At 32.5% G+C, this 24,357-nt stretch carries 11 protein-coding genes; 1 reads left to right on the plus strand and 10 read right to left on the minus strand.

What is annotated here, in order from left to right; genetic code table 11:
* Window positions 1-53: 53 nt before the first annotated feature.
* Together DFQ10_RS10590 and DFQ10_RS10595 are read right to left on the minus strand one after the other, a co-directional pair.
* Window positions 54-308 carry a DUF1456 family protein gene (locus DFQ10_RS10590; protein ID WP_115817394.1) on the minus strand — a complete coding sequence of 85 codons (255 nt, stop codon included), beginning with the start codon at window positions 306-308 and terminating at the stop codon, window positions 54-56.
* Between the two features lie 53 nt (window positions 309-361).
* On the minus strand, window positions 362-1,165 hold the full coding sequence (locus tag DFQ10_RS10595; RefSeq protein WP_115817395.1) for an alpha/beta hydrolase: 804 nt from the start codon (window positions 1,163-1,165) through the stop codon (window positions 362-364).
* A gap of 142 nt (window positions 1,166-1,307) precedes the next feature.
* Between DFQ10_RS10595 and DFQ10_RS10600 the strand changes: the two genes are divergently transcribed.
* Window positions 1,308-1,709 (plus strand): TerB family tellurite resistance protein, encoded by a 402-nt coding sequence (locus tag DFQ10_RS10600; protein ID WP_115817396.1) that lies wholly within the window; start codon window positions 1,308-1,310, stop codon window positions 1,707-1,709.
* Window positions 1,710-1,761: 52 nt separating this feature from the next.
* On the opposite strand, the gene uvrB is transcribed toward DFQ10_RS10600, so the two are convergent.
* From uvrB to DFQ10_RS10640, 8 genes are all read right to left on the minus strand, one after another.
* On the minus strand, window positions 1,762-3,765 hold the full coding sequence (gene uvrB, locus DFQ10_RS10605) for an excinuclease ABC subunit UvrB (RefSeq protein WP_115817397.1): 2,004 nt from the start codon (window positions 3,763-3,765) through the stop codon (window positions 1,762-1,764).
* Between the two features lie 103 nt (window positions 3,766-3,868).
* Entirely contained in the window at window positions 3,869-5,932 is a 2,064-nt protein-coding gene (locus DFQ10_RS10610; RefSeq protein ID WP_115817398.1) for a T9SS type B sorting domain-containing protein, read from the minus strand.
* A gap of 67 nt (window positions 5,933-5,999) precedes the next feature.
* Complete coding sequence (locus DFQ10_RS10615; protein WP_115817399.1) at window positions 6,000-8,342, minus strand: T9SS type B sorting domain-containing protein; 2,343 nt, start codon at window positions 8,340-8,342, stop codon at window positions 6,000-6,002.
* A gap of 98 nt (window positions 8,343-8,440) precedes the next feature.
* Window positions 8,441-14,107: a T9SS type B sorting domain-containing protein gene (locus DFQ10_RS10620; protein WP_115817400.1), complete on the minus strand. Its 5,667-nt coding sequence runs from the start codon at window positions 14,105-14,107 to the stop codon at window positions 8,441-8,443.
* 140 nt (window positions 14,108-14,247) lie between these two features.
* A complete protein-coding gene (locus DFQ10_RS10625; RefSeq protein WP_115817401.1) occupies window positions 14,248-19,089 on the minus strand; it encodes a T9SS type B sorting domain-containing protein in 4,842 nt (1,613 codons plus the stop codon).
* Between the two features lie 459 nt (window positions 19,090-19,548).
* On the minus strand, window positions 19,549-21,330 hold the full coding sequence (locus tag DFQ10_RS10630; protein WP_245940687.1) for a gliding motility-associated C-terminal domain-containing protein: 1,782 nt from the start codon (window positions 21,328-21,330) through the stop codon (window positions 19,549-19,551).
* Between the two features lie 38 nt (window positions 21,331-21,368).
* The gene (locus DFQ10_RS10635) at window positions 21,369-23,837 is read right to left on the minus strand and encodes a T9SS type B sorting domain-containing protein (protein WP_115817402.1); all 2,469 of its coding nucleotides are present in this window, start codon (window positions 23,835-23,837) and stop codon (window positions 21,369-21,371) included.
* Window positions 23,834-24,357 (minus strand): T9SS type B sorting domain-containing protein (locus DFQ10_RS10640; protein ID WP_147299213.1); only part of this gene is annotated, 524 nt, incomplete at its 5' end. The genes DFQ10_RS10635 and DFQ10_RS10640, both read right to left, overlap by 4 nt.

The following is a 24,357-nucleotide window of genomic DNA, read 5'->3' on the forward strand; positions in this document are numbered from 1 at the left end:
GTTTAATATATTGATAAAAAAAGAGCAACATTTTTATAATGTTGCTCTTTTTTTTATTTGGGTGTATTGGGTTTCTTTTCCCCTTTTTTAGGCATTGGTCCTCGTAAATGAATAATTAATCCGTTCAAGAAATTTCTAAGAATTTGATCTCCACATTCCATATATTTTGGATGATCTTCATTTCTAAACATAGCATTTAATTCACTTTTAGAAATTCTGAAATCTACTAATTCTAATATTTTTACAATATCATCATCTCTAAGTTTATGAGCGACTCTAAGCTTTTTGAATATGTCGTTGTTTGTCATTTTATGTTTTAATTATAGTGTTATTATTGGTTTGTGCTTCAAGTATAATAAAATTATTTGTTTAGCCATTGGTAAGCTTTCCCAAAATGTGTAGCCCAAAGCTTTTCATTGTGCTGACCACCTTCTATATTAAGACTTTCAAATTGTGTTTCGTTAATACCTTTAGATTTTAATAAACTTAGCATTTCTTCTAGTTTCGGAATCATAGTTTCTCCTTCGTCTGTGCCTGTTAAAAAATAAAACCTTGAAGTTTCTGGGATGTTAGTGTTTTTAACTAAATCAAAGATTTCTGGATTAATCCAAAAAGAAGGAGAGAATACTCCAGCATTTCCAAAAGTTTCAGGATATTTTATAACGGCATAAAAGGATAGTAAACCACCTAATGAAGATCCAAAAATGGTAGTATGCTCTGCGTCTGTTTTAGTTCTATATGTTATGTCTACATGCGGCTTTAACGTGTTTGTTATAAAAGAAAGATATGTATCTCCTTTACCACCTCCATATTTTTCGTGATTATATGGTGTGAGTTCATCTATGCGTTTTTCGTTTCCGTGCTCTATGCCAATTATAATACTTTTAGGATCCGTTAAATGGTCTAAATATTCATCAACTTCCCATTCACCAACATAAGATGTTTTTGCATCAAACAAATTTTGGGCATCATGCATATAAATGACAGAATACGATTTTGTAGAATTTTCGTAATTCTTAGGTAAATACACCCAAATAGTTTTTAACGTATCTAATTCTGTAGAAGCAATTGTAAATTTTGTAACCTGTGTAGAGGCAGTGCTTTGTGCATTTATTGCGTTTAAAACAAATGCTGAAATTAGTAGGTATAAGTACGTTAATTTCATACTCTAATGTGTGTTATCTGTTGACAAAAGTTTAAAAAAATCGACTAAGTACATTTAATTTTTCGACAAGATACATTATATCAACGACAATAAAATAAACTACCTCTGTAACTTTACAGTAATAAATAATCCCCTATCCAACATGATAAATCGTGCTGAAAAATTGAGCTTACTTTCTGAGATGATTGCGTTTGCTCAAACAGATGAAAATATAAGAGCTATAGAATATAATTTCTTATTTAGTATTGCTAAGCAATTAGATATTTCTAAAGAAGATTTTCAATATCTTTTTGAGCATCCTGTAACTTATGTGCATTTAAAATCACATAGTGAGCGTATTGTTCAATTTCATAGATTAGTATTACTTATGAATCTAGATCATAAAGTAGCTCCTAAACAATTGGTAAAGATTCACAACTTTGGTTTACGAATGGGATTAAGTCACGAATCTATAAATAGAGTTCTCGATTTAATGGATAGTTTTCCTAATAAAATTGTACCACCAGATTTCTTAATCGATATTTTTAAGGTACAGTATAATTAGTAGTGATAGCTGTAAGCTTTCATTTGAAAAAATACGATAGTATTCTCTAACTTTAAACCTTTAACTTTTCTAACTTACTTTGGTAAGCAGTGATTTCATCTCTAAAACGAGCAGCTTCTAAGAAGTCTAAAGCTTTTGCTGCCTGTTCCATAAGTTTGCGTCGTTCTCTTATTTTCTTTTCTAGTTCTCCTTTTGTTAAATAGTCACTTTCGGGTTCAGCTGCTATTTGTGCATCGAGTTCCGTTCTATATGTACTTACAGAATTTTTTGTTAAGGCACTATCTAAACTTTTGTTTAGTGCTTTTGGTACGAGTTTATGTTTTGTATTATATGCAATTTGTTTTTCTCGACGGTAATTTGTTTCGTCTATCGTTTTTTGCATGCTTTTAGTAATTTTGTCAGCATACATAATGGCTTTTCCATTTAAGTTTCTTGCAGCTCTACCAACGGTTTGCGTTAATGAACGTGCAGAACGTAAAAATCCTTCTTTATCTGCATCTAGTATAGCAACGAGAGACACCTCTGGTAAATCTAAACCTTCTCTAAGTAAATTAACTCCTACCAAAACATCAAAAACACCTTTGCGTAAATCTTGCATTATCTCAACGCGCTCCAAAGTGTCTACATCACTATGAATGTAACGACAACGGACGGAAATTCGAGTTAAATATTTCGTCAGTTCTTCTGCCATTCTTTTGGTTAGTGTCGTAACTAAAGTCCTTTCATCTTTTTCAACACGATTTTGAATTTCCTCAATTAAATCATCAATCTGATTTAAACTTGGACGCACTTCAATAATTGGGTCTAATAAGCCTGTTGGCCTAATCACTTGCTCTACATAGACTCCATCCGTTTTTTGCATTTCGTAATCTGCAGGAGTAGCAGACACATAAATTACTTGATTTTGAAGTGCTTCGAATTCTTCAAATTTTAAAGGTCTATTGTCCATTGCTGCTGGCAATCGGAAACCGTAATCTACCAAATTCACTTTTCGGCTTCTATCGCCTCCATACATGGCATGAACTTGAGAAATAGTAACATGGCTTTCATCAATAACCATTAAAAAATCATCTGGAAAATAATCAAGTAAACAGAAAGGACGCGTTCCTGGAGATCTTCCGTCTAAATATCTAGAATAGTTTTCAATGCCAGAACAATAACCCAATTCCCGAATCATTTCTAAATCGAATTCTGTACGTTCTTTGAGACGTTTGGCTTCCAGATGTTTACCGATCTCTTTAAAGTAATCGTATTGTTTTACTAAATCGTCTTGTATGTCTTTTATGGCACCATTTAATACATCTGGAGATGTTACGAACATATTTGCAGGATAGATGTTTAGTCGATCATAACGTTCTATGATTTCGTTAGATCTAGCATCAAAAGCTTCGATTTCTTCTATTTCATCTCCAAAAAAGTGAATTCTGAAGGCGTGATCCGCATAACCTGGAAATACATCAACTGTATCTCCTTTTATTCTGAAGTTTCCATTCTTAAATTCAGACTCCGTTCTAGAATATAAACTTTGTACAAGTTGGTGTAATAATTTAGTACGCGATATAACTTGATCGCGTTCTAAAGTAATTACATTTTTTTGAAATTCTACAGGATTCCCAATACCATATAAACAAGATACTGAGGCAATCACAATAACATCACGACGACCAGAAAGTAGGGAAGAAGTGGTACTTAAACGCATCTTCTCAATTTCCTCATTGATGGATAAATCTTTTTCTATATAAACACCAGAAACCGGAATGTAGGCTTCAGGTTGGTAATAATCATAATAAGAGACAAAATATTCAACCGCATTTTCGGGAAAAAACTGTTTAAATTCTGAATAGAGTTGTGCTGCTAAAGTTTTATTGTGTGCCAATACCAATGTTGGTCGCTGCACTTGTTCAATAACATTAGCAACAGTAAAGGTTTTACCAGAACCAGTAACACCTAAAAGCGTTTGATATTTCTCTTTATCGGTAATACCTTTTGCTAGTTTTTTTATAGCTTGTGGCTGATCACCAGTAGGTTTAAATTCGGACTCAATTTTAAATCGCATAATGCAAAGTTACGATAAAACCTGTATTAAAAAGTTAACAATACTTTAAAGCCATGCATATTCCTAATTGCATAAAGTGTACTAAAATATTTAAAAAAATAATTTATTTATTTAGGTAAACCCAACCAGAAAAAGGTTTGGAATCTGCGCTTGAGTCATTGAGATAAAGCATATAATAATAAGTGCCTACTGGTACAGTTTTGTCTGTTTTTAGTAATCCTTTATTTGCTATACCATACCATTTATTGGCATTATTTCCTTCAAAAATTAAAACACCATTACGGTTATATATTTCTAATTTATGATTCACGTAATTATCATATAATCCTTGAATATTAAACCAATCATTTTTGCCATCACCATTTGGAGAAAAGCCTTGTGGAATGAAAAATTCTTCAACGTCATTAGAAATTTCAAAATTAAAAGACTTTAGAATACAGCCATTTATATCTTGTACATATAAAGTGTGCAAGCCTTCTAAAAGGTTTGTAAAAACATTATCAATTTGAAAATCATTGGTGTCAATTGCATATTCGTAATCTACCGAATCATCTGTCATTATTACAGAAATACTATTGCCTTCTAGAATAATATTAGAATCATTTAGAGTAAAATCTACTGACGGATTAACAGTTACTTCAAAACTACTTTCGTTAGTACATATAACACCATTTATATTATTAGAATTATAGATATAAACGATTTGTGATTCTGTAATAATTTCATTGGCATTAAGCGATGATCCAGATCCGTTGGTACCAGTAAAATAGTTACCATTAGTAAGTGCAGGTAAGGTATATTCTGCACAAACGGTTTGATCGGGAACTGTATCTATAAGTACGTTATTTATAATGACATTAAAACTCGTTTCATTAGAGCAAATATTTGGTTCAATACCAGTTTCGTTATAGATATAAACGGTTTGTGTATTTGATATAACATCGCCAGCACTAAGTTGATTCCCAAAGCCATTAGGATTAGTAAAATAGTTACCATTATTAAGTGTTGGTAAGGTGTATTCTGAACACACTATTTGGTTAGAAATTGTATCAACTAAAGGCGATAAAATATTTAATTGAGCAGCATTACTCATAAGATTACATGAAGGAGATGTAATTTCACAATAGTATTGAAGTCCGTTAAAACTATTGGGTACATTACTAAGGGTAAGCGTATTTGTTGTTGCACCAGAGTAGTTAGCGTTATTTGTAACATCAACCCAAACGTTAGAACTATTGAGTGTTTTCCATTGGTAAGTGTATGATCCGGAATCTACAGAAACTGAAAATGACGTATTGCTATTCTCGCAAATATCACTTGGTAATGGATGCGTTATATTTGGAGTAGTTGCATTAGAGTCAGGTGAGTAAGAATCTAGATCTGTACAATTTTCAGTACCACTCATAGTCCAGTGGTTTTCATTAAATGTACTTTGAGGTGCTGTTGCATCTGTATTTCTAATTATAGTATAGCCTCTTTCATCTAATACTTCTACAACATCAATGACAGTACCATTATTAAGTAGTTTGATTTCGTCGTTATCATTTATACCAGAGCCGATAATGATATCTGCAGTGACCGAATCACAAACATTTCCATTACTACCAACCTGAACAATAAACGTATCTGTAGGAAGAATTGAACCCGTTAAAGGAATTGTGAAGCTAGGATCTATATTTCCAATATCTCCGAAACGTTGAATTTCATAGACACCATCCAAATTTATGACAGCATTTGTTGGATTATATAATTCAATAACACCATAACTACCGACTTCTGAATCATAAATTTCAGACATGTAAATTTCTCCAGTAGCACAAGATGAATCTAATACTGTAAAAGAACTTGTAGAGTTCCCTATACATCCACCATTACTTATAATTGAAATAACTGATGAGTTTGTGGCATCCGTAGGAATAAGAACAGTAATTTCTGAATCATTTACAATGGTAAACGTAGAATTAATTCCATCTATGGAAACTGTTGCTGCATCCATAAAATTACTACCATTTATAGTAATTAAAGTATTCACAGGTCCATTTATTGGACTGAACGTGTTAACTATTGGTGCTGGACAGTCTAAATTAATAATAGAATTATTAAAACTAAAAACTTGTTTAGCGGTAGAAAGGATAATAATTGTAATTAAGAAAAAGCTCTTTTTCATTTTGTTGGTTTATAGGGTAAAAATAGAATAGTAATAACTCTTTATTGTTAAGTAACGATTAACATATTTATCTTTTCAAAGCAAAATGACCAGTATGCGTTTTACCGTCTTTAAAATTTGCAATAAACCAATAATCGTCACTAGGAAGAGGGCTTCCTTTTAGAGTTCCGTCCCAACCTCCACTCGAAGAGGTTTGCTGAGTGATTAATTTACCGTAACGATTAAAAATTTGAATAGATAAAATTTGCTCGAATTGTGATTCTGTGCCAATAACTTGCCATGTTGGATTATCATCATCTCCATTTGGTGAGAAAAATTTAGGAAAACCTAAAACTGAAATGATTTCCTCTCTAGTATCACATCCATTTTTATCTTTTATATAAATTGTATGAAACCCTTGAGAAACATTGGTGAATACAAAACTATCTTGGTAAAAGCCATTAGGATCATCTAATGCAATTTCGTAATCACCATTACCAGAAGCCACAATAGTAACTACATTATTTGGAGCCACACCAACAACATTAACGCTTTCTAAAGTAGCAATTTCAGAAGGTAATATCGTTATTGTTCTGCTAGATGAGCAACCATTTGGGTCTGTTACAATCACCGTATAAACACCAGCTTCAGTAACATCATAAAATAGAGTGTTCACTGCTGTTGTTACACCATTCAATTGCCATTCGTAATAATAATTGTTAGGTAAATCATTGAGTACACCTCCGTAAATAGTTAATGGTTCTGAAGCATTTGCACAATAAATATGTGTTTCATCAGCTTCTAATACAGGAGTGTAAAGTACATTTAGATTTGCTGTAGAAATACTGAAGCACTGATTATTAGCAGTTACTTTTACATAAATAGTTTGTGTATCTACAATACTATTTTCAAATGTGTTTGGTAAAGGATTGGTTTCATTAAAAGCATCATCTTCAGTTTCGTAATAGCGAACAACTGCACCAACAGGAATTTGAGGAAGTATAGAAGCTTCGATTTCTGTTAAATCAAAAGAAGCTATACCGTCTACTATTGTACCATCACAGCCATCTAAATCTGGAATATTTATAGTGTTATTAGAAGTGTGCAACTCTAATTCTGCTATAATAAAACAATTTGCTTGATTTATAATTCGAGCATAAACCTTTTGAAATGGATAAGTATTTTGAAACGCTTCAGGATTAGTGATTGGATTGTTATCTGCAGTAGCATCAGCTTCAGATAAATAAAAACGATTTATAAATACGTCTTGATTTCCATTGGTTAAATCATTTATAGCGTTAAATAAGTCATAGGTTGTTAATCCATCTTGATTGACATCACATTCAACTAAAACAGAATCGAATCCTATTGGTAAAGGTGCGTACTCAATAATTGCTTCACCATACGCAACACAACCATCAGCTAATGTAACCTCTACTGTATAAGTACCTGCTTCTGTCACGGTATAAGTACCACATGTTCCACAACCTGGAGCTCCTTGTACTAATATGCCATCTCTATACCAGTCGTATGTGTTTTGTCCATCTTGATAAGCATTTAGTTCTGTTGTTTCTCCTTCACAAAGTGCATTCGCAGTTGCTATAAGTAGGTTTGGCCCAATATCAGAAGACAATTCAAAACTCCCAGCTTCTAAAAATACAGCAGAATCATATCTGTAGTTTTGCTCATCTGCAATTACTAATTTTACATGATAGGTTTGATTTGGAGTGACATTAGCCGTTGCTGTTAAAACAGCCGTTTGGCCATTAAAATTTATTGGAGAATTGGCATCATTATAACTGCCAAAATAAGTTTCGTTTGTTGGTGGACAACTGCCAGGAACTCCAGGCATAACGGTTGTTACTTTTACAGGAGTATCAGTATTTGGAACTAAGGCAATATTTTCATAAGGTACTTGTTCTCCAGCAGGACGAATTAAAAAGCCAAATAAATCTGAATAATTACAACTATTAGAGTTGTTTTCTTGATACTCTTCTGAAGCAAAAATATATCTAAAGCTAACTTGTGAAGCCACAGAAATAAAATCGAATTCTAAAATAGTAGCGTTAAGTGTTCCCGATTCATTTAAAGCAGTTTCTAAATCAGCATCACCAACCCAATTATTAGCATCATCATCACTTAAACTATTATTAGGTCCTGGCACATTAGATAATCTTCCTGTGCTTAAAACTAAACCACTTTCAAATGGAAAAGAGGTTCCTGTTGCATCAAAAAAGCCATAGCTTTGATCTGTTCCTCCAAAATTACCTCCAACCACGTTGGTTACAGCAATATTGTTAATACAATCACTATCTATTAATATATTTTCTACGAGTTGTTGTGGAGTGTAACTTTGACTATCTACTGTAATATTCTGAGAATATGTACACAATGATATTATTAAGGCAGCTAAAAGGATTATTTGCTTCATCTCTAGTTTAAGGGACAGCAAAGATAAGCATCTAACTTTTATTGGTATTTATAAAAGATGTTAAAGAAATTGCGTTTTTAACTTAACAATGAATCAATTTATCGACGTAAGGCAAAATGGCCTCTAACTTCAAAAGCAACATTACCTTGTTTTATTTCTGCTAAAAACCAATAATCGCTGGCTGGCATATTATATCCATTATATGTACCATCCCAACCTTGTGTACTAGAACCAAGTTGGGTTATTAATTTACCATAACGATTAAAGATATAGACAACACTACCAGGCAAAGTCTCAATACCAACAATATGCCATGTTGGGTTAATTGCGTCTCCGTTTGGAGTAAAGAATTGAGGAGCATCAACCACAACAACGTCTTTAGTGACATCTGCACAACCATTTAAATCAATGATGGTTATAGTATGATAACCTAAAGCGACATTCTCAAAAATATTAGATTCTTGAGGGTCACCATCGTCTAAAATATAGTTATAATTACCAGTGACATTACTTATAGTAATGATAATATTATTAGGGTCTGAAAAATCAACCGTTTCAACCAATTCTATGTTTGCAGATTGAGATTCTGTAACATTGAAAGTACTTGTGGTAGTACAATCAAACTCTGAAGTTACCGTTACCCAATAGGAACCAATTTCCGTGATTTCGATCTCAGAACTTATTTGATTTGTTGACCATAAATACGTGTCAGAATCATACGAAGTTTCCGCAGAAACAACCAAAGGTAAATTGTCTATACAAACGACTTGGTCTGGAATGGCTACAAAAGGTTTACGATTTACAATCAATGAAAAATTAGTGAGGTTATAGCAACCTGTTGTATTGTTTTCTATTCTGGCTATGATGATTTCGTTATTAAAACCACTGTAAGAAACATCATTAATTGGGTTTGTGTCTTCGTTAGCATCTAGAGTTGTGTTGTAATAAGAAACACTAAAGTTATTAGCGTTTTGATTGCCTAAAATAACTGCTGTTTGTTGATTTAATTCGAAATTAAAAAAGCCATCAAAATCGTCATCACAAGTCGTAAGATTTGATGGTTGATTTGCGATTGGTATTGGGTTTACTCGAAGTTCAAAAGGGAAAATAAAATAACAGTGTGTGGTACTAAATTCAATCCGTACATAAATTATAGTGCTCGTACTTGTATAGGTGTAATTTGTATCTAAAATATTATCGTTAGAAATGGCATCAGCTTCAGATGCAAAATAATTAAATAGCACATTGAAGTGATTATCTGAAATGACTTCGTTGATGGTTGTTAGATCAAAGCTATTAGTATCGTTCTCACAAATATCAAATGCGTTAATTACATGTGTTGCAGGAGGTAGGTTGACGTATAATTGTAAAGGCACATATGTAAAACAGTTAGCTACTGAATTATCTACTTTTATAAAAACAGTTTGCGGATTGCTGATGTTAGAATAGTTAGCCGGATTTAAAATAGGATTACTATCTATCTGTAAATCGTCTAAAGTTTCAAAATACGAAATTGTATTATTTGGATTTACAGTAGTAAATAAATCAGCTTCTGCAGTCGTTAAATTGAATGGAGTAATAGCATCATAATTAGTGTCGCACTCAAAAAGTGGTAGCGGTGAATTAGGATGTGGATTGATGATTAAAGTAAAATTAGTTAAGCTAAAACAGCCTGTTTCGTTATCTTCAATCCTAACATGTATAAGTTGTCCGTTAAATCCAACATGGTCCGAAAAAATAGGATTTTCATTTATTTCGGCATCTGTAATATTCAGATGATAAGTGACTGTAAAATCATTAGAATTTTGCATACCCAAGACCGTATTGGTTTGCGATTCTAAGTTAAAGTTAGCTAAACCATCATTAGAGTCATCATCACAAGATTCAATAGCATTGGGTTGATTTGCAATTGGTAATGGGTTTACTTGCAGAATAAAATCATGTATAACATAGCAGCCTGTATTGGGATCTGTAATTCTAACATATAAAGTATCATTTATGGTTTGATACGTGTAATTGGGATCTAATGGATCTATGTTGATTTCAGCGTTACTATGAGTTGCAAAATATGAAAGTACAGCTTGTGTTTCAGTATTAATTAATGTTGATTCAATTTCTAGAAGATTAAAACTTTTGTTTGGGTTTTCACATATATTATAGATTGCAATATCATTAAAAATAGGTGGTAGATTAACAATTATGTCTAAAGGGACTATGACAAAACAATTACTAATTGTGTTATTCACTTTAATATAGACTGTTTGCGGATTTGTAATGTTGGTATAATTTTCAGGATTTAAAATAGGGTTTGTATCTGCTTCTAAATCTTCAGTAGTTTCAAAATAAGAAACTACAATATTATCTTGTCTAACGTCTAAAATGTCTTCTTCAGAAAGTGATAAATCCCAAGTTAAAAAGCCATCATAATTATCATCACAACTTTCTAACGGAATAGAAGGATTAACAATAGGAGCAGAGATGACATTAATTTCAAAGGCAGAAATCCCTTTACAATAATTGTTATTATCAACTCTAGCGAAAAGAGTTTGAGGGTTTGTAGTGTTAGAGTAGATTAGTGGAACAGGATTTAGGTTATTACTTGCATCAAATTCTGAGTTGTGAAATGTAATATCTAAAGATTCTGGGCTGCCAGCCACCATTTGCGTTATGGTTTCATTTAAATCTACCGTAACAACACCATCATTACTAATATCATCACAAACAAAAATACTTGTTGCAGGATTAAAAATAGGAATAGATCCTACAACCAATTCAAACGACGAGGTATCAAAACAACTAGGATCGGTATAATTTTCTACTCTAACATAAATAGTTTGAGGAGTTGAGGTGTTTTGATAAATAGAATATTTGTCTATACTATTATTACCTGCAATAGCATCTGCTTCTGTTTCGTAATACAGAACTTGTTTATCTGGCTGACCGTTTAGTATTTCGGCATCTTTTAAATAGAAATAGAAGTCGGCAACACCACTAATATCTGCTTCACAATTTAAAAAACTTGTGATAGGAATAAATTGTGGTACTGTATTAATATAGACGTAAAATCCAGAAATGCTATAGCAGCCTGTTGCTAAATTTTCTACTCGAGCATAAATATATTCTGTCGACGTTGTGTAATTCTCAGGATTAGAAATTTCATTTTCCCCTTCAATAGCAAAAGTATAATCATTGTAAAAGCTAATTTCTAAGCCAGTAGTTGAGGTAGTTATTTCTGGGATTTTTGATTCTAAGTTTACTGTAGAAATACCATCGTCATTGTCATCACAGATAATTATAGGTTCTGCAGTCATTACCTCAGGAGCATCAACAATATTGACTTCTAAAGTAGAAATACCATAACATCCCGTTTGTGCATTGGTTACTCTTATATGTAATAATTGTGGATTTGAGGTATTATAAACAAATTCCGGAAGTATATTTTCATTGTTTATAGCATCGTCTTCAGTAAGATAATATTTTATGTTTACGGCTGGTACACCTTGACTTGCAACACTGTTAAAAGTATCCATAATTAAAGTGGTATATCCGTCGCTATCCTCATCACAATAATCGATACTTTGAGGTGTTAAAATTATGGCTGGTGCAATTTGTAGAATAACATCTATATAGTCTTCACAACCATCAATTAAAACAATAGCATATAATATAGTTCCATTATCGGTAACGTTAAAAGGAGTAAATTCATCTATGGTATTTATAGTGTTTTCTCTGTCTTCTTCAGATTCAAAAAACGTAAATTCAAATCCATCGTAACCATTAGCTAATTGAGTCTCAACGTCATTTAAGTCGAAATTAGCAATGCCATCGTTGCTACTATCATCACATTCTGTAATAACATTTAAGGATAAACCTGTTTCAATAATATTGGAGTGCAATTCTAAATTAGAAATGGCATAACAGCCTGTTGTAGAGTCTTCAATACGGATAAATATCATTTGAAATCCAGGTATCGTATTTTGATATTCTTCAGGATTAGCAATTAGATTTGTGTTACTTTGAGCATCTTGGTAACTCGGGTGGAAACTTACGTCCACACCAGTAAGTCCTTGCAATACATCATCTATAATACTTGTTAAGTCAAAATTTTCAAAACCATCATCATCTTGCTCACAAGCATTAATCCATTGTGTTTCTAAATTTATAGAAGGAGTATCTTGTACTTCAACAGAAATTGAAGTGGTTGAATAACAGCCAGTAAGTGCATTATAAACCCTAACATATAAAGTTTCGGAAGTATTTGCGTTAGAATAAGGTGAAAAAATGGGATTGACGCCTAAATCTGCTTCGGGTTGTGAATAATGATACGAGATAAATAGATTAGTGTTTCCATCGATTATTTGATCATTTGCGACTGTTAAATCTATTAATGTAAATCCATTTAAAGTTGAATCTTTACAGACTACAATAGGATCAGGATCTACAAAATCTGGTTTTTCATTTACAATTAAGTTAAATGTTGAATATGCTAAACAGCCATTAGCTGTATCTTCTATTCGTACAAAAATAGGTTGTGGTGAACTTGTATTTTGAATGGTGCTTAAAATAGGATTGTTATTGTTTTGCGCCTCTTCATTGGTATAATGATAGCTAATGTTATAACTTGAAGGAGGTACAGAAGCCAGTACCTCATTGTTTTTAGTGGTAAGATTAAAATTCTCTATGCCATCCTCATTATCATCGCAAAAAATAAAGTCTGAAATTTGAGTTGAAGATTGTTCTGAGTTTAAAGTGATGTCTACGGTATCTTCAATAATACACGAAGTTTCATTGAGTTGTATTGTAATTTCAATTCTGTATGTACCTGAAGACTGGACTTCTAAATCAGGACTACTTTCTCCTGCTATAGGCATGTTATTTTGAAACCATTGATATGTAGCTTGCGAATTTTGAATATTACCATTTAATGCTACAGAATCTCCGCAAGTTGTAATATCTGGACCCAAATCTACATTTGCGTTAAAACTATTTCCTTCTATAAATACTGCAGAATCAAAATTATGATCGGTTTGATCGGCAATGACTAATTTTATTTCATAGGCTACATTGGGTTGAATTTCAGCCATAGCAGAAAGCACAACAGTACGACCATTATAATTGGTATCTCCGAGATTATAACCTTCAAAAAACACTTCGTTTTCGGCTGCACAAAAACCTTCTATTTGGTCATGTATTGAATTGGTATTAACAGGAGTAGATGTGCCAGGAATTACAGCTATGTTTGTATACGCGTTAGAAGAGCCAGCTTCTCGAATTAAAAATGCAAATCCATCGGAATAAAAGCAAGGAAATTCTTGTTGATATTCTTCGGAAGCCAATATATAGTTGAATTGTATTCTATTCGCAACAGATACAAAGTTAAATTGAATAGATGTAGCATTTAGTGTTTGGTCAATACCTAAAGCATTTTCTAAATCGAGATCAGTTCCCCAAGACTCATCACCTTCGTTTAGAGGACTTGTATTTAAAATGTTTCCAGCAGAATTAATATTTCCGGTGGTAATGGCTATGCCATCTTCAAACGGAAAATTAGAATTTCCGCGCTCAAAATATCCAAAACTATTGAATCCATTTAAATTACCATTTACGCTTGAAGATATGTTTGAAATTTCTACACAATTCTGACCTAAATTTTGCTGAATAAGTTGTTCTAACGATAAAGTATCGTCTGTAGTTATTTGTTGTGCAGAAGCATAATAAATACTTATTAGGGTAATAACGAGGGAAAATATATATTTTAATCTCACTGCTTTGTATAGGGAAATAAGCGCAGGTTAATTAATATTGAAGCAATTTAGGAGAATAAAAAGTAATAAAAAATCCCCAATAAAGGGGATTTTTAAGATAAGTTACTTATTTAATTGGATGAATAGTAAATCGTTGAGGTTTATCGTTTCAAAGTGAAATGTCCTTTTACTTGAAATGCAATTGAACCACGTTGTACATCTGCAACGTACCAGTAATCGCTAGTAGGCATTTTTTCGCCATTATAAATACCATTCCAACCAGGAGTGTTTTCACTTAGTTGTGTCATAAGTTTACCATAGCGATTAAAAACGTTAATAATAGTGCCAGGTAATGTTTCTATACCAACAATATGCCATGTATCATTTGTGCCATCATTGTTTGGTGTAAAGAATTTAGGAATATCTACAACTAATACTTCTTTAGTTTCGTTTGCACAGCCATTTAAATCTATAATTGTTACGGTATGGTAACCCATAGGTACATTATCAAATACATTAGATTCTTGTGCTTCTAAATCATCTAGTTGGTAAAGGTAATTTCCTATTCCACTAATAGTTACTGTAATATTGTTAGGGTCTGAAAAATCAACAATTTCAGTTGTTTCTATAGTTGCAGATTCCGATTCTGAAACACCAAAGTTATGTGTGTTTACACATCCAAATTCTGAGGTAACTTCAACCCAATAACTGCCAACGTCTGTAATTTCAATTTCTGGACTTATTTCTCCAGTAGACCATAAATAGGTGTCATTAGGGTTATTTGTATTAGCTGATACCAATAATGGTGTATTTCCTAAACATATGACCTGGTTACCAATATCTATAATTGGAAGAGGGTTTACAATGGTCGAAAATTGTGTGATACTGTAACAGCCTGTATTATTGTTTTCTACTCTTGCAAAAATCACTTCACCATCATAAGCGAAATAATCAGTATTTATAGCATAATCATTGTCATTGGCTTGAAGCATGGTGTTATGATACGTTACGGTATATAAACTTGGGTTTTGGCCACCTAGAATACTTGAGTTTTGCTGTGTTAAGTCGAACTCTAAGATACCGTCAAAATCGTCATCACATGCCATTAAATTAGCAGGTTGATTCGCTATTGGTAAAGGTTCAACCTTTAAATTAAACTGATAATAAGTAGAACAATGTGTGGTGCTAAATTCGGTTCTTACAAACAACATATCAAAATCTGATTGATATGCGTAATTAGTGTCTATAGCATTTGTATTGGCTATGGCATCTGCCTCATTTGTGAAATAACTAAATAAAACATTAAAATTAACATCAACAGCTATTTCATTGATTTCTGTTAAATCGACAGTGTTAGTATCGCTAGCACATACCGTATAAGTTTCAAAATCATTAATAAAAGGAGGTTGATTTACGATCAATTGTATTGGTAAAGCAACATAACAGTTAGAAATTGTATTAGTTACTTTCATGTAAACCGTTTGAGGGTTAGATGTATTAGTATAACTGTTTGGGTTTGTTATTTCATTCGCATTTGCTTCAGAATCTTCATAACTTTCAAAGTAGCTAATTTCAAGATCTTCTTGTCTTACATCTAAAATATTTTCTTCTGCATCTGTTAAATCAAATACAAGCGATCCGTCAGTATCATCATCACATTCTATTAATGGATCAGCAGGCGCAACGTTTGGTGTACTAATTACATTAACAACAAATGATGTAATAGACTGACAAATGGTGCCATTATCAATTTGTACATAAATCTGTTGTGGATTTACTGTATTAGCAAATTGTAAAGGAATTTCATTAGTGTTATTTATAGCATCGTCTTCAGATGTAAAGAATTTTACAGTCTGTATATCTGGAATTCCAGCAGATACTTCTTCAATTTTACTAGTGAAATCATGCATTACGGAACCATCAACAACACTGTCGTCACAAACAAACCAATCGGTTGGTTCATTATATATTGGGTTTGTACCTACTTCAATAGTAAAAGAAGAGGTTTCATAACAAGATTCGTCAGTGATATTATCAATTCTTACATAGATTTGTTGTGGATTACTAATGTTTTCATAGATGCTTGTTTTATCAATAGCATTCGTTTTATTATCAGCATCCGTTTGGTTAAGGTAATAAGAAACTTCCTTACCAGTTTGTCCGCTTAAGGCTTCTGTATCCTTATTTTCAAAAATGAATTCTCCAATACCATCTGAATTGTCTTCACAAAAATTAAGCTCATTTACATAATTAGATAAATCACCTACAAACGGTAAGGTGTTTACAATAATGTCTAGTTCTTCAATTGCGTAACAACCTGTATTAGTGTTTTCAACACGCATGTAAACGATTTCAGTTTGAGCTGCGTAATTAGAAATATTACCAATTGGATTCTCGTTTAATTCAGCATCGTTTAAACTATTATGAAAAGTAACAGAACGGTTTGGCGTTGCTAAAATTGAATTTGGTATACTATGGTTTAAATTAATTGGAGAAAAACCATCTCTATCTGCATCACAAATAATAATATCTAAAGGTTTTTCACTCTCTGGTGCAGGTAAAACTGTAACTTCAAAGGAATTATAATCAAAACATCCTGTTTGTGCAAATGTAATTCTTGGGTATAGTGTAAAAGGATTCGTTAGGTTGGTATATATATTAGGTAAGGCATTAGTATTATCTATAGCATCTTGCTCCGTTAAAAAATACTTTACGTTGAACCCAGTTTCTCCATTGGTTACATCTCCATCTAATGTAGATAAATCTGTAGCTGTAAACCCATCTTGATCTTCATCACAAACTATGAGGCTAACAACAGATTCAAATTCTATAACCGGAAATAATATTAAATCAAACTCGGCTACATCAAAACAAGTAGGACTTTCTAAAGTGATGTATATGGTTTGAGGATTACTTTGTGAGTTATAAGGTAAAGCTTTATTAATAGGGTTTGTTTGATTGTCTCTGTCGTTTTCACTTTCGTAAAACTCTACTTCAATATCTTCTAACTCATGAACTATGCCTGCCTCGATATCATTAAAATCAAACTCTTCTGAATTATCATCTCCAATATCACATACTGTAACATCTTCAATAATTGTAGCAGTCAATAGTAAATTGGTATGGAGTTCAATTGGAGTAGTAGAAGCACAACCAGAGGTTCCATTTTCTACTCTGATATATATAGTTTGTTGTTCACTAATAATATTTCCATAATTTGTTTCATCCGCTATAGGGTTTGCGCCTGATACGGCTTCATCTATAGATGTATGGAAACTTACATTGACACCAGTTAATCCATTTAATACTTCTGGAATAATAGATGATAAATCAAAATTAGCATAACCATTATGGTCAGTGTCACAGGCATCTATATAATGAGGATCCATATTAATTACAGGACTTTCTATAACACTTAAGTTTAAACTTGTTGTACTAATACAGCCTGTTTCTGGGTTTTGAACGCTTACATACAACTGTTCGGTTGAATTTGTGTTTGTATAAGGCATCGTGAAAGCATTAACACCAGCCGCAGCATCACTAGCAGAACTATGATAAGTAACTACAAGGTTGGTTTGACTAAGCGTAATCTCGTTATCTTTTAATGCGTTTAAATCCATTGCAGTACTTCCGTCTGCTGTTTGGTCATCACAAACTACTAATGATGTAGGGTTTGTAATTATTGGTAAACTATTTACTATTAAGTTGAATGTAGAAAATGCTAAACAACCATTAACAGTATCTTCAATTCTTACATAAATAGCTTGTGGGTTTCCTGTATTTTGAATTGCACTCGTTATGGCATTACTATTACTAATAGCATCTGCATTAGAATAATGATAAGAAATGGCATAACTAGATGATGGCACTGAAGCAAGAACTTCAGCATCTTTTGTAGATAAATCAAACATTTCAAGACCGTCACCACTTAGATCATCACAAAGTTGAAAATCTGTAATAGGATCTGAAGTTTGCGTTGAACTTAAAGTAATATTAATGTCATCTTCTATAACACAAGAGCTACCAGCAAGTGGTAAAGTAATTTCAACACGATAATTTCCAGATACAGCAGCTGTTAATGTAGATTGGTTTTCGGAAGGAATTAAAACGTCATTTAAAAACCAAGAATAAGTAGCATTTGTGTTTTCTATGTTTCCATCTAATACAGTACTACTAGCACAAGTTGTAAAATCTTCACCTAAATCTACAGAAGCATCAAAACTGTTACCTTCTATAAAAACGGCAGAATCATAATTCTTATCAGTTTGATCTGCAATAACCAATTTAATTTGGTATTGTACATTAGGTTGAATTGTAGCTGTAGCAGATAGTACAGTAGTTCTTCCATTATAATTAGTATCTCCTACATTATAACCTTCAAAGTATTCTTCGTTTGAAGCAGCACAGAACCCAACAATATCATCGTGTACTGTATTTGTATTTACAGGAGTGGTTGTTCCAGGGATTAAAGCAATGTTAACATAAGGATCAGTTGTCCCTGCTTCTCTAATTAAAAAAGCAAAACCATCTGAATATTCACATGGAAAATTACCAAAATATTCTTCTGAAGCTAATATATAATTAAATTGTATTTGATTAGAAATTGAAGCAAATTCAAATTCGATAGAAGTCGCATTAACAGTTCCTGAAATACCTAAAGCAGTTTCAAGATCACTATCTGTTAACCAAGTAGCATCTCCTTCGTTTAAGATGGTGTTGTTTTGTCCATTACCTGCCGATGTGGCATTACCTGTGGTTAAAACAATTCCATTTTCGAAAGGGAAATTTGAAGCAGCACGTTCAAAATATCCAAAACTTCCAATACCAATGGAAGATCCGTTTGAAGGTGAAGAAATGTTTGAGACTTCTACACAACCTTGAATAAGTGTGTTTTGAATTAAGTCTTGTGGTGAAACTGAATTATCTACAGTAACTTGTTGAGCATAAGAAATACTACAAATTAGGCCAATAAATAAGCAGAGGGAGCGGTTGAAATAAGTCATTTAGTTTCGGTTAAGTTAAAAAGCTGTAGTGTAGGGTAGATTTGGGGCTAACGCACACACGTACTTTAATATGGGCGAAATGTAGAATTAAAAAGGATGAAATACAAAAAAATACGCTGAAATGCACAAAAAATTAACATTTTGTAGCCAAAAATGCAGTTTTGTTTAAAAAAGACCCCGAAAACGAGGTCTTTCTTCCCAAATTGAATTAAAAAATTTCTAAACTTATGTTATAGAAATAGCTTAATCTGAAAAACGATATGATCCGTTTATATCAACAAAATCTATATGATAGATTTCTGATTTAAGTAAAATTTTATTTAGAGGGATGTTTTAAAAAGAGGGAATTAACAAGGAAACTTTGTTAACGGTTATAAAACTAAAGGATGTATTGGACAATAGCAAAAAAATAAGATGAATGGTCTAAAACTTTAACGTTTTTAAGAAATTTTGATGACTCTAATAATTCACGTAAACCCAACCCATGAAAGGCTGATAATTTGAATCGTTTAAGTTTAGGATATAGTAATAGGTACCAACAGGAACTTTATTTCCCTTATTATCAAGACCTCTATTTATTTTGCCTTCCCATGGCGTATCATTATTACCTTCAAAAATAAGGACTCCGTAGCGGTTATAAATTTGTAACTCGTGTTTTATGAATATATCGTATAAACCTTGGATGTTAAACCAATCGTTTTTAGTATCGCTATTGGGTGAAAAACCTTGAGGAATTGTAGGTGGACAATTTTCAACAATTAAATTAAATTGAAAAACCTCATAACAAGGAGGACTTAAAAGCCTCATATAAATAGTTTCAGGATTTGACACATTATTATAATTCGTTGGTATGAGTATAGGACTATATTCATTTTCTAAATCTTCTAACGAATGATAGAATGCAACATCCTCATCATCGTAGTTTATAGGCTCTAGCGCATCAAATAAATTAAATGTTGAGGTTTCAAAGCCTACATTACAGCCAATAATACTAGGTAATGTTGTTATTTCAGGAATAAGAAGTAGTTCAATATCCGTAAACGTTGTATTGTTATTCTCGTTTGTTTCTGTTACAATTCCGTTCATAGAGCCATCGTCATCTACAATAGCCAACAAGTTAACCAAAGGATTTGTGCTTATTGGTAAATTGAGTACAATAGAATTGCTTTCACTATTATTAATGTTAATTGGATTTATGGTTTCACTTGAACCAACAAATAGTCCGTCACTATAAAATGAAATCGGAGTATTTGCAGGTAATATGTCAGTACTATTAAAGTTGTTAACGGTATAAAACACTTCAATATTAAAATCATTACAATACACCAAATAATCATTAATTTCTATGGTAGCATCTGGTAACTGACTATTTAAAACTGTGATGACATTATTTATCATTACAAAGTCTTGACCAGAGGTTAGGGCAATGGTTGCCGAGGTATCTCCAATTTGTATATTATCTTGAATATTATAAACATCAATATCCATATTATACAAATCTGTGGCTCCTGTAAAAGAATTAGTGCCATTAAAAGCATTATTTGCAGGATTTAATGGAAAATTACTAATAACATTTCCATTAATAGTTAATTGCTCGTTCACGGCTATGGATCGATCACCTTCCCATGCTACGAAACCAATTTTGGCATTTTCGTTATCGAGTACATTAAGATTATCAAGTGTAATACTTAAAAAATCAGGAACACTTTGCAGTCCGTCATATACATTAAGCTGATTTAGAGGTAAGCTGTTGTCTTCATAAATAATTGTTATCGCCCAACCACCAAAATTAGTTCCAGTAGAACAATAAGGTACAATGGTCGTTGTTAAATCAAAATCTGAAATTGTATAAGTCGTATTTCCTTGTGCTGTTATAATATCAGTAACATCTGCAAACGCAGCAAAAAACACACGAGTAGTATCTAATGCGTCACTAAATGTACGGTCAGCAGTTATGGGTATTCCATTTAATGCAATATCTAAATCTCCATTTCCAGAACCTGCCCAATACAAATATGCTGCAATTACATTTTGATTAGCGTTTAGAGTTAAATTGGCATTAGACGATGTTAAAATTGCACAAGGAGCAGAAATCCCATTTTCTACAGTATTTAAAGTGTTACCAATAGCCGTATAATCATATCTACCATTAAATTGCTGAAACAAAGAAATATCTTGAGCAATTGCAGGCATTGCCATACCAAATATGAGACTACTTAATATGTAAAATACTTTTTTCAAAATTTTTGGTTGGCATTACTAAATTACAATATTTAAAATTACCGCTTTAAAGTGAAATGGCTCGTAAATGTTCGTCCATCCTGTAACTTAACCTTAAACCAGTAATCGTTAGTTGGCATTTTTTCTCCATTAAATGTGCCGTTCCATCCAGAACTTAATGGATTAAGTTCAATTAAGAGTTTGCCAAAACGATCAAAAATAAATACAGATGTATTAGACTGAAATTGTGATGAAATGCCTTTTACTTGCCAATAATCGTTTACATCATCATTATTAGGTGTAAAAAATTTAGGAAAACCAATCACAGAAACTAAATCGTCCGCAATACCGCATTCGTTTTTGTCTCTTATATAAACAGTATATAAGCCTGGCAAGACATTGGTAAAGGTACTAGAGTTTTGATAAGGACCGTTACTATTATCCAGCGCATATTCGTAATCACCATCTCCATCTACTAGAACAGTTATCGAATTATTTTGAGAGGCATCAACTACTTCAAAATTTATATTTCTTGCAATACTAGAAGGTAAAACTGTAATAGTTCTCTCTTTAAAACAACCGTTTGTATTTGTGACTTTAACCGTATATGTTCCTGGAGCATTTATTTCAATTTCCGAAGTATTTTCTCCTGTGGGTAACCATTCGTAATAATAGTTGCTAGGTGAATCGTCTATAACTCCTCCGTTTAAAACAATCGTTTCGGGAAATGAATTTAAACAATAGATAGTTTCAAAATTTGTTTCAATTTGAGGCAATTTAAAAACGGTAAGTTCAATTTCACTGATACCATAACAAGCGTTAGCATTTTCTACACGTCCGTAAATGGTTTGATTATAGGGTGTTGTATTAATGTAAGTTGTTCCAAGCGGATTAGTTTCTATCAAAGCATCTTCATATGTTTCGTAATAAATTAAATCTAAACCAGCAGGAGCTCCTGCTAATACAGTGTCATTGGCTTCTGTTAGATTAAAGCTCATAAATCCATCTTCTGTTCCATCTGTATCACATAGCTCAATACTGGCGTTATTTGAAGATGTGGTGCTAACTTCTAAAGAAACTTCACTATAGTTAATACAACCCGAATTGGTGTTTGTTACTCTTGCATATATAATTTGAGGATTAAAGAAATTGTTGAAAGCGCTTCCATCAATCATATTATTTTGATTTTCAGCATTAGTTAACGAAAGATATAATTCTACTGTAGAATTGGGATCATTATTAGTTATATCATCTAAATAGTTTACAATATTAAAGGTTGTAAATCCTTCAGGAATGCCATCTTCATCACATTGTAAAATAGATATGTCATTAGCCATTGGTATTGGATCAACGATTATGTTAAAAGATGTAAACCCTATACATCCAGAATCCATATCTTCAATTCTAACAAATATTTCTGTTGGTGTTACGGCTGTATTGGTATAGTTTAAAGGTAAAGTAGCTATAGCGTTTTCGGCATTTACTTGACTTAAATAATAGCTAATGTTATAATTAACTCCTGCTATACCATTTAAAATTTCTTGTGTTTTTATATTAAAATCGAAGGTTGACATTCCATTTTGGTCGTCTCCGTCTAAATCGTTATCACAAATCTCATAGTTGGTTGGGATATTAAAGTTGGTTAGAGATGAGACCATAATATCAAAATCGTTAATAATAAAACAACCTGTGGTTGAGTTCTCAATTCTAATGTAAATAGTTTGATTACTTGCAGAGTTATTAAAAATATCACCTAAAGCATCAATATTGATATTTGCATCACTTTCAGATTTATGGTAACTAACAAGTACATCAGATTCTCCGTTAATAATATCTTGAGTTAACGTTGTAAGGTTAAATTCTGTGATATTATCATCATAAGGTGCAGAGTTATCGCAAATCTCTATACTAGATAAGCTCGTAGAGGTAGGATTTGTAAGCAATGGATTTGTCGGAGCATTTGGAAACGTAGCAGTACCAGTCCATTCAATAGAAAAAGGACTATTACCTACTGGTCTGTCTATAGCGATATAATAACTTTCTCCTGCTAAGACATCTATGTCACTAACAAAACTATCTCCATCAGTTCCTGGGCCTTCGGATGTTTCAGTTGCGGTAGAATTCATTCCTGTTAGATTATTACCTTGGTTGGCAGCTGCAGGATTTGTAGTAGAGCAACGAATGGCTTGTCCGATATTACTACAGTCTACATTTGGACCAAAAATAAAAAAATCGTAATCCTCACTAATATTTGTACTTCCTGGTGTTAATGTAAAAGCCAATGTGCCATCCGAAGCAATATTAACTTGTAACCAAATACTATTATTTTCTTGGCTTCCACATGTATTAGAATTACTTAATTCTTGTGTGCCAATACCACTTACATCTAAACTAAAATCTGAATTACCACAAACTGTAACTGCAAATTGACAATCGTTTGGTTGCTGTGCGTTAGCTGTAACTGCATAGGTACAGATAATAATTATTGAAAGTATAGTTTTAAAAAATAGATAAGGGGATTGGGTCATCGTTTTAATGTGAAATGATTTGTAAATGTTCGTCCGTCTTCAAGCGTAACTTTAAACCAATAATCGCTGGTTGGCATATTTTCGCCATTATATTTGCCATCCCAACCAGAACTTAAAGGATCGAGTTCTTTGAGTAGTTTACCGTATCTGTCGAAGATGTAAATGATAGAATTAGCTTGAAATTGTGTTGTAATACCATAAACCTGCCAATAATCATTTACGTCATCATTATTAGGTGTGAAAAATTTAGGAAATCCAATGACTGAAACTAAATCATCAGCAATTCCGCAACCATTTTTGTCACGTATATAAACGGTATATAAACCTGGTTGTACGTTGTTAAAAGTGTTACTGTCTTGATAGGGGCCATTGCTATTGCCTAGCGCATATTCATAATCACCTTCTCCATCTACTAGAACAGTTATCGAATTATTTTGAGAGGCATCAACTACTTCAAAATTTATATTTCTTGCAATACTAGAAGGTAAAACTGTAATAGTTCTCTCTTTAAAACAACCAT

It is taken from the genome of Winogradskyella eximia, assembly GCF_003386165.1.
Classification (GTDB): domain Bacteria; phylum Bacteroidota; class Bacteroidia; order Flavobacteriales; family Flavobacteriaceae; genus Winogradskyella; species Winogradskyella eximia.

Coding starts and splice junctions, on each gene's coding strand:
- DFQ10_RS10635 (WP_115817402.1), bottom strand. CDS start 23,837: ATGACCCAATCCCCTTATCTATTTTTTAAAACTATACTTTCAATAATT.
- DFQ10_RS10600 (WP_115817396.1), top strand. CDS start 1,308: ATGATAAATCGTGCTGAAAAATTGAGCTTACTTTCTGAGATGATTGCG.
- DFQ10_RS10610 (WP_115817398.1), bottom strand. CDS start 5,932: ATGAAAAAGAGCTTTTTCTTAATTACAATTATTATCCTTTCTACCGCT.
- DFQ10_RS10595 (WP_115817395.1), bottom strand. CDS start 1,165: ATGAAATTAACGTACTTATACCTACTAATTTCAGCATTTGTTTTAAAC.
- uvrB (WP_115817397.1), bottom strand. CDS start 3,765: ATGCGATTTAAAATTGAGTCCGAATTTAAACCTACTGGTGATCAGCCA.
- DFQ10_RS10590 (WP_115817394.1), bottom strand. CDS start 308: ATGACAAACAACGACATATTCAAAAAGCTTAGAGTCGCTCATAAACTT.
- DFQ10_RS10625 (WP_115817401.1), bottom strand. CDS start 19,089: ATGACTTATTTCAACCGCTCCCTCTGCTTATTTATTGGCCTAATTTGT.
- DFQ10_RS10615 (WP_115817399.1), bottom strand. CDS start 8,342: ATGAAGCAAATAATCCTTTTAGCTGCCTTAATAATATCATTGTGTACA.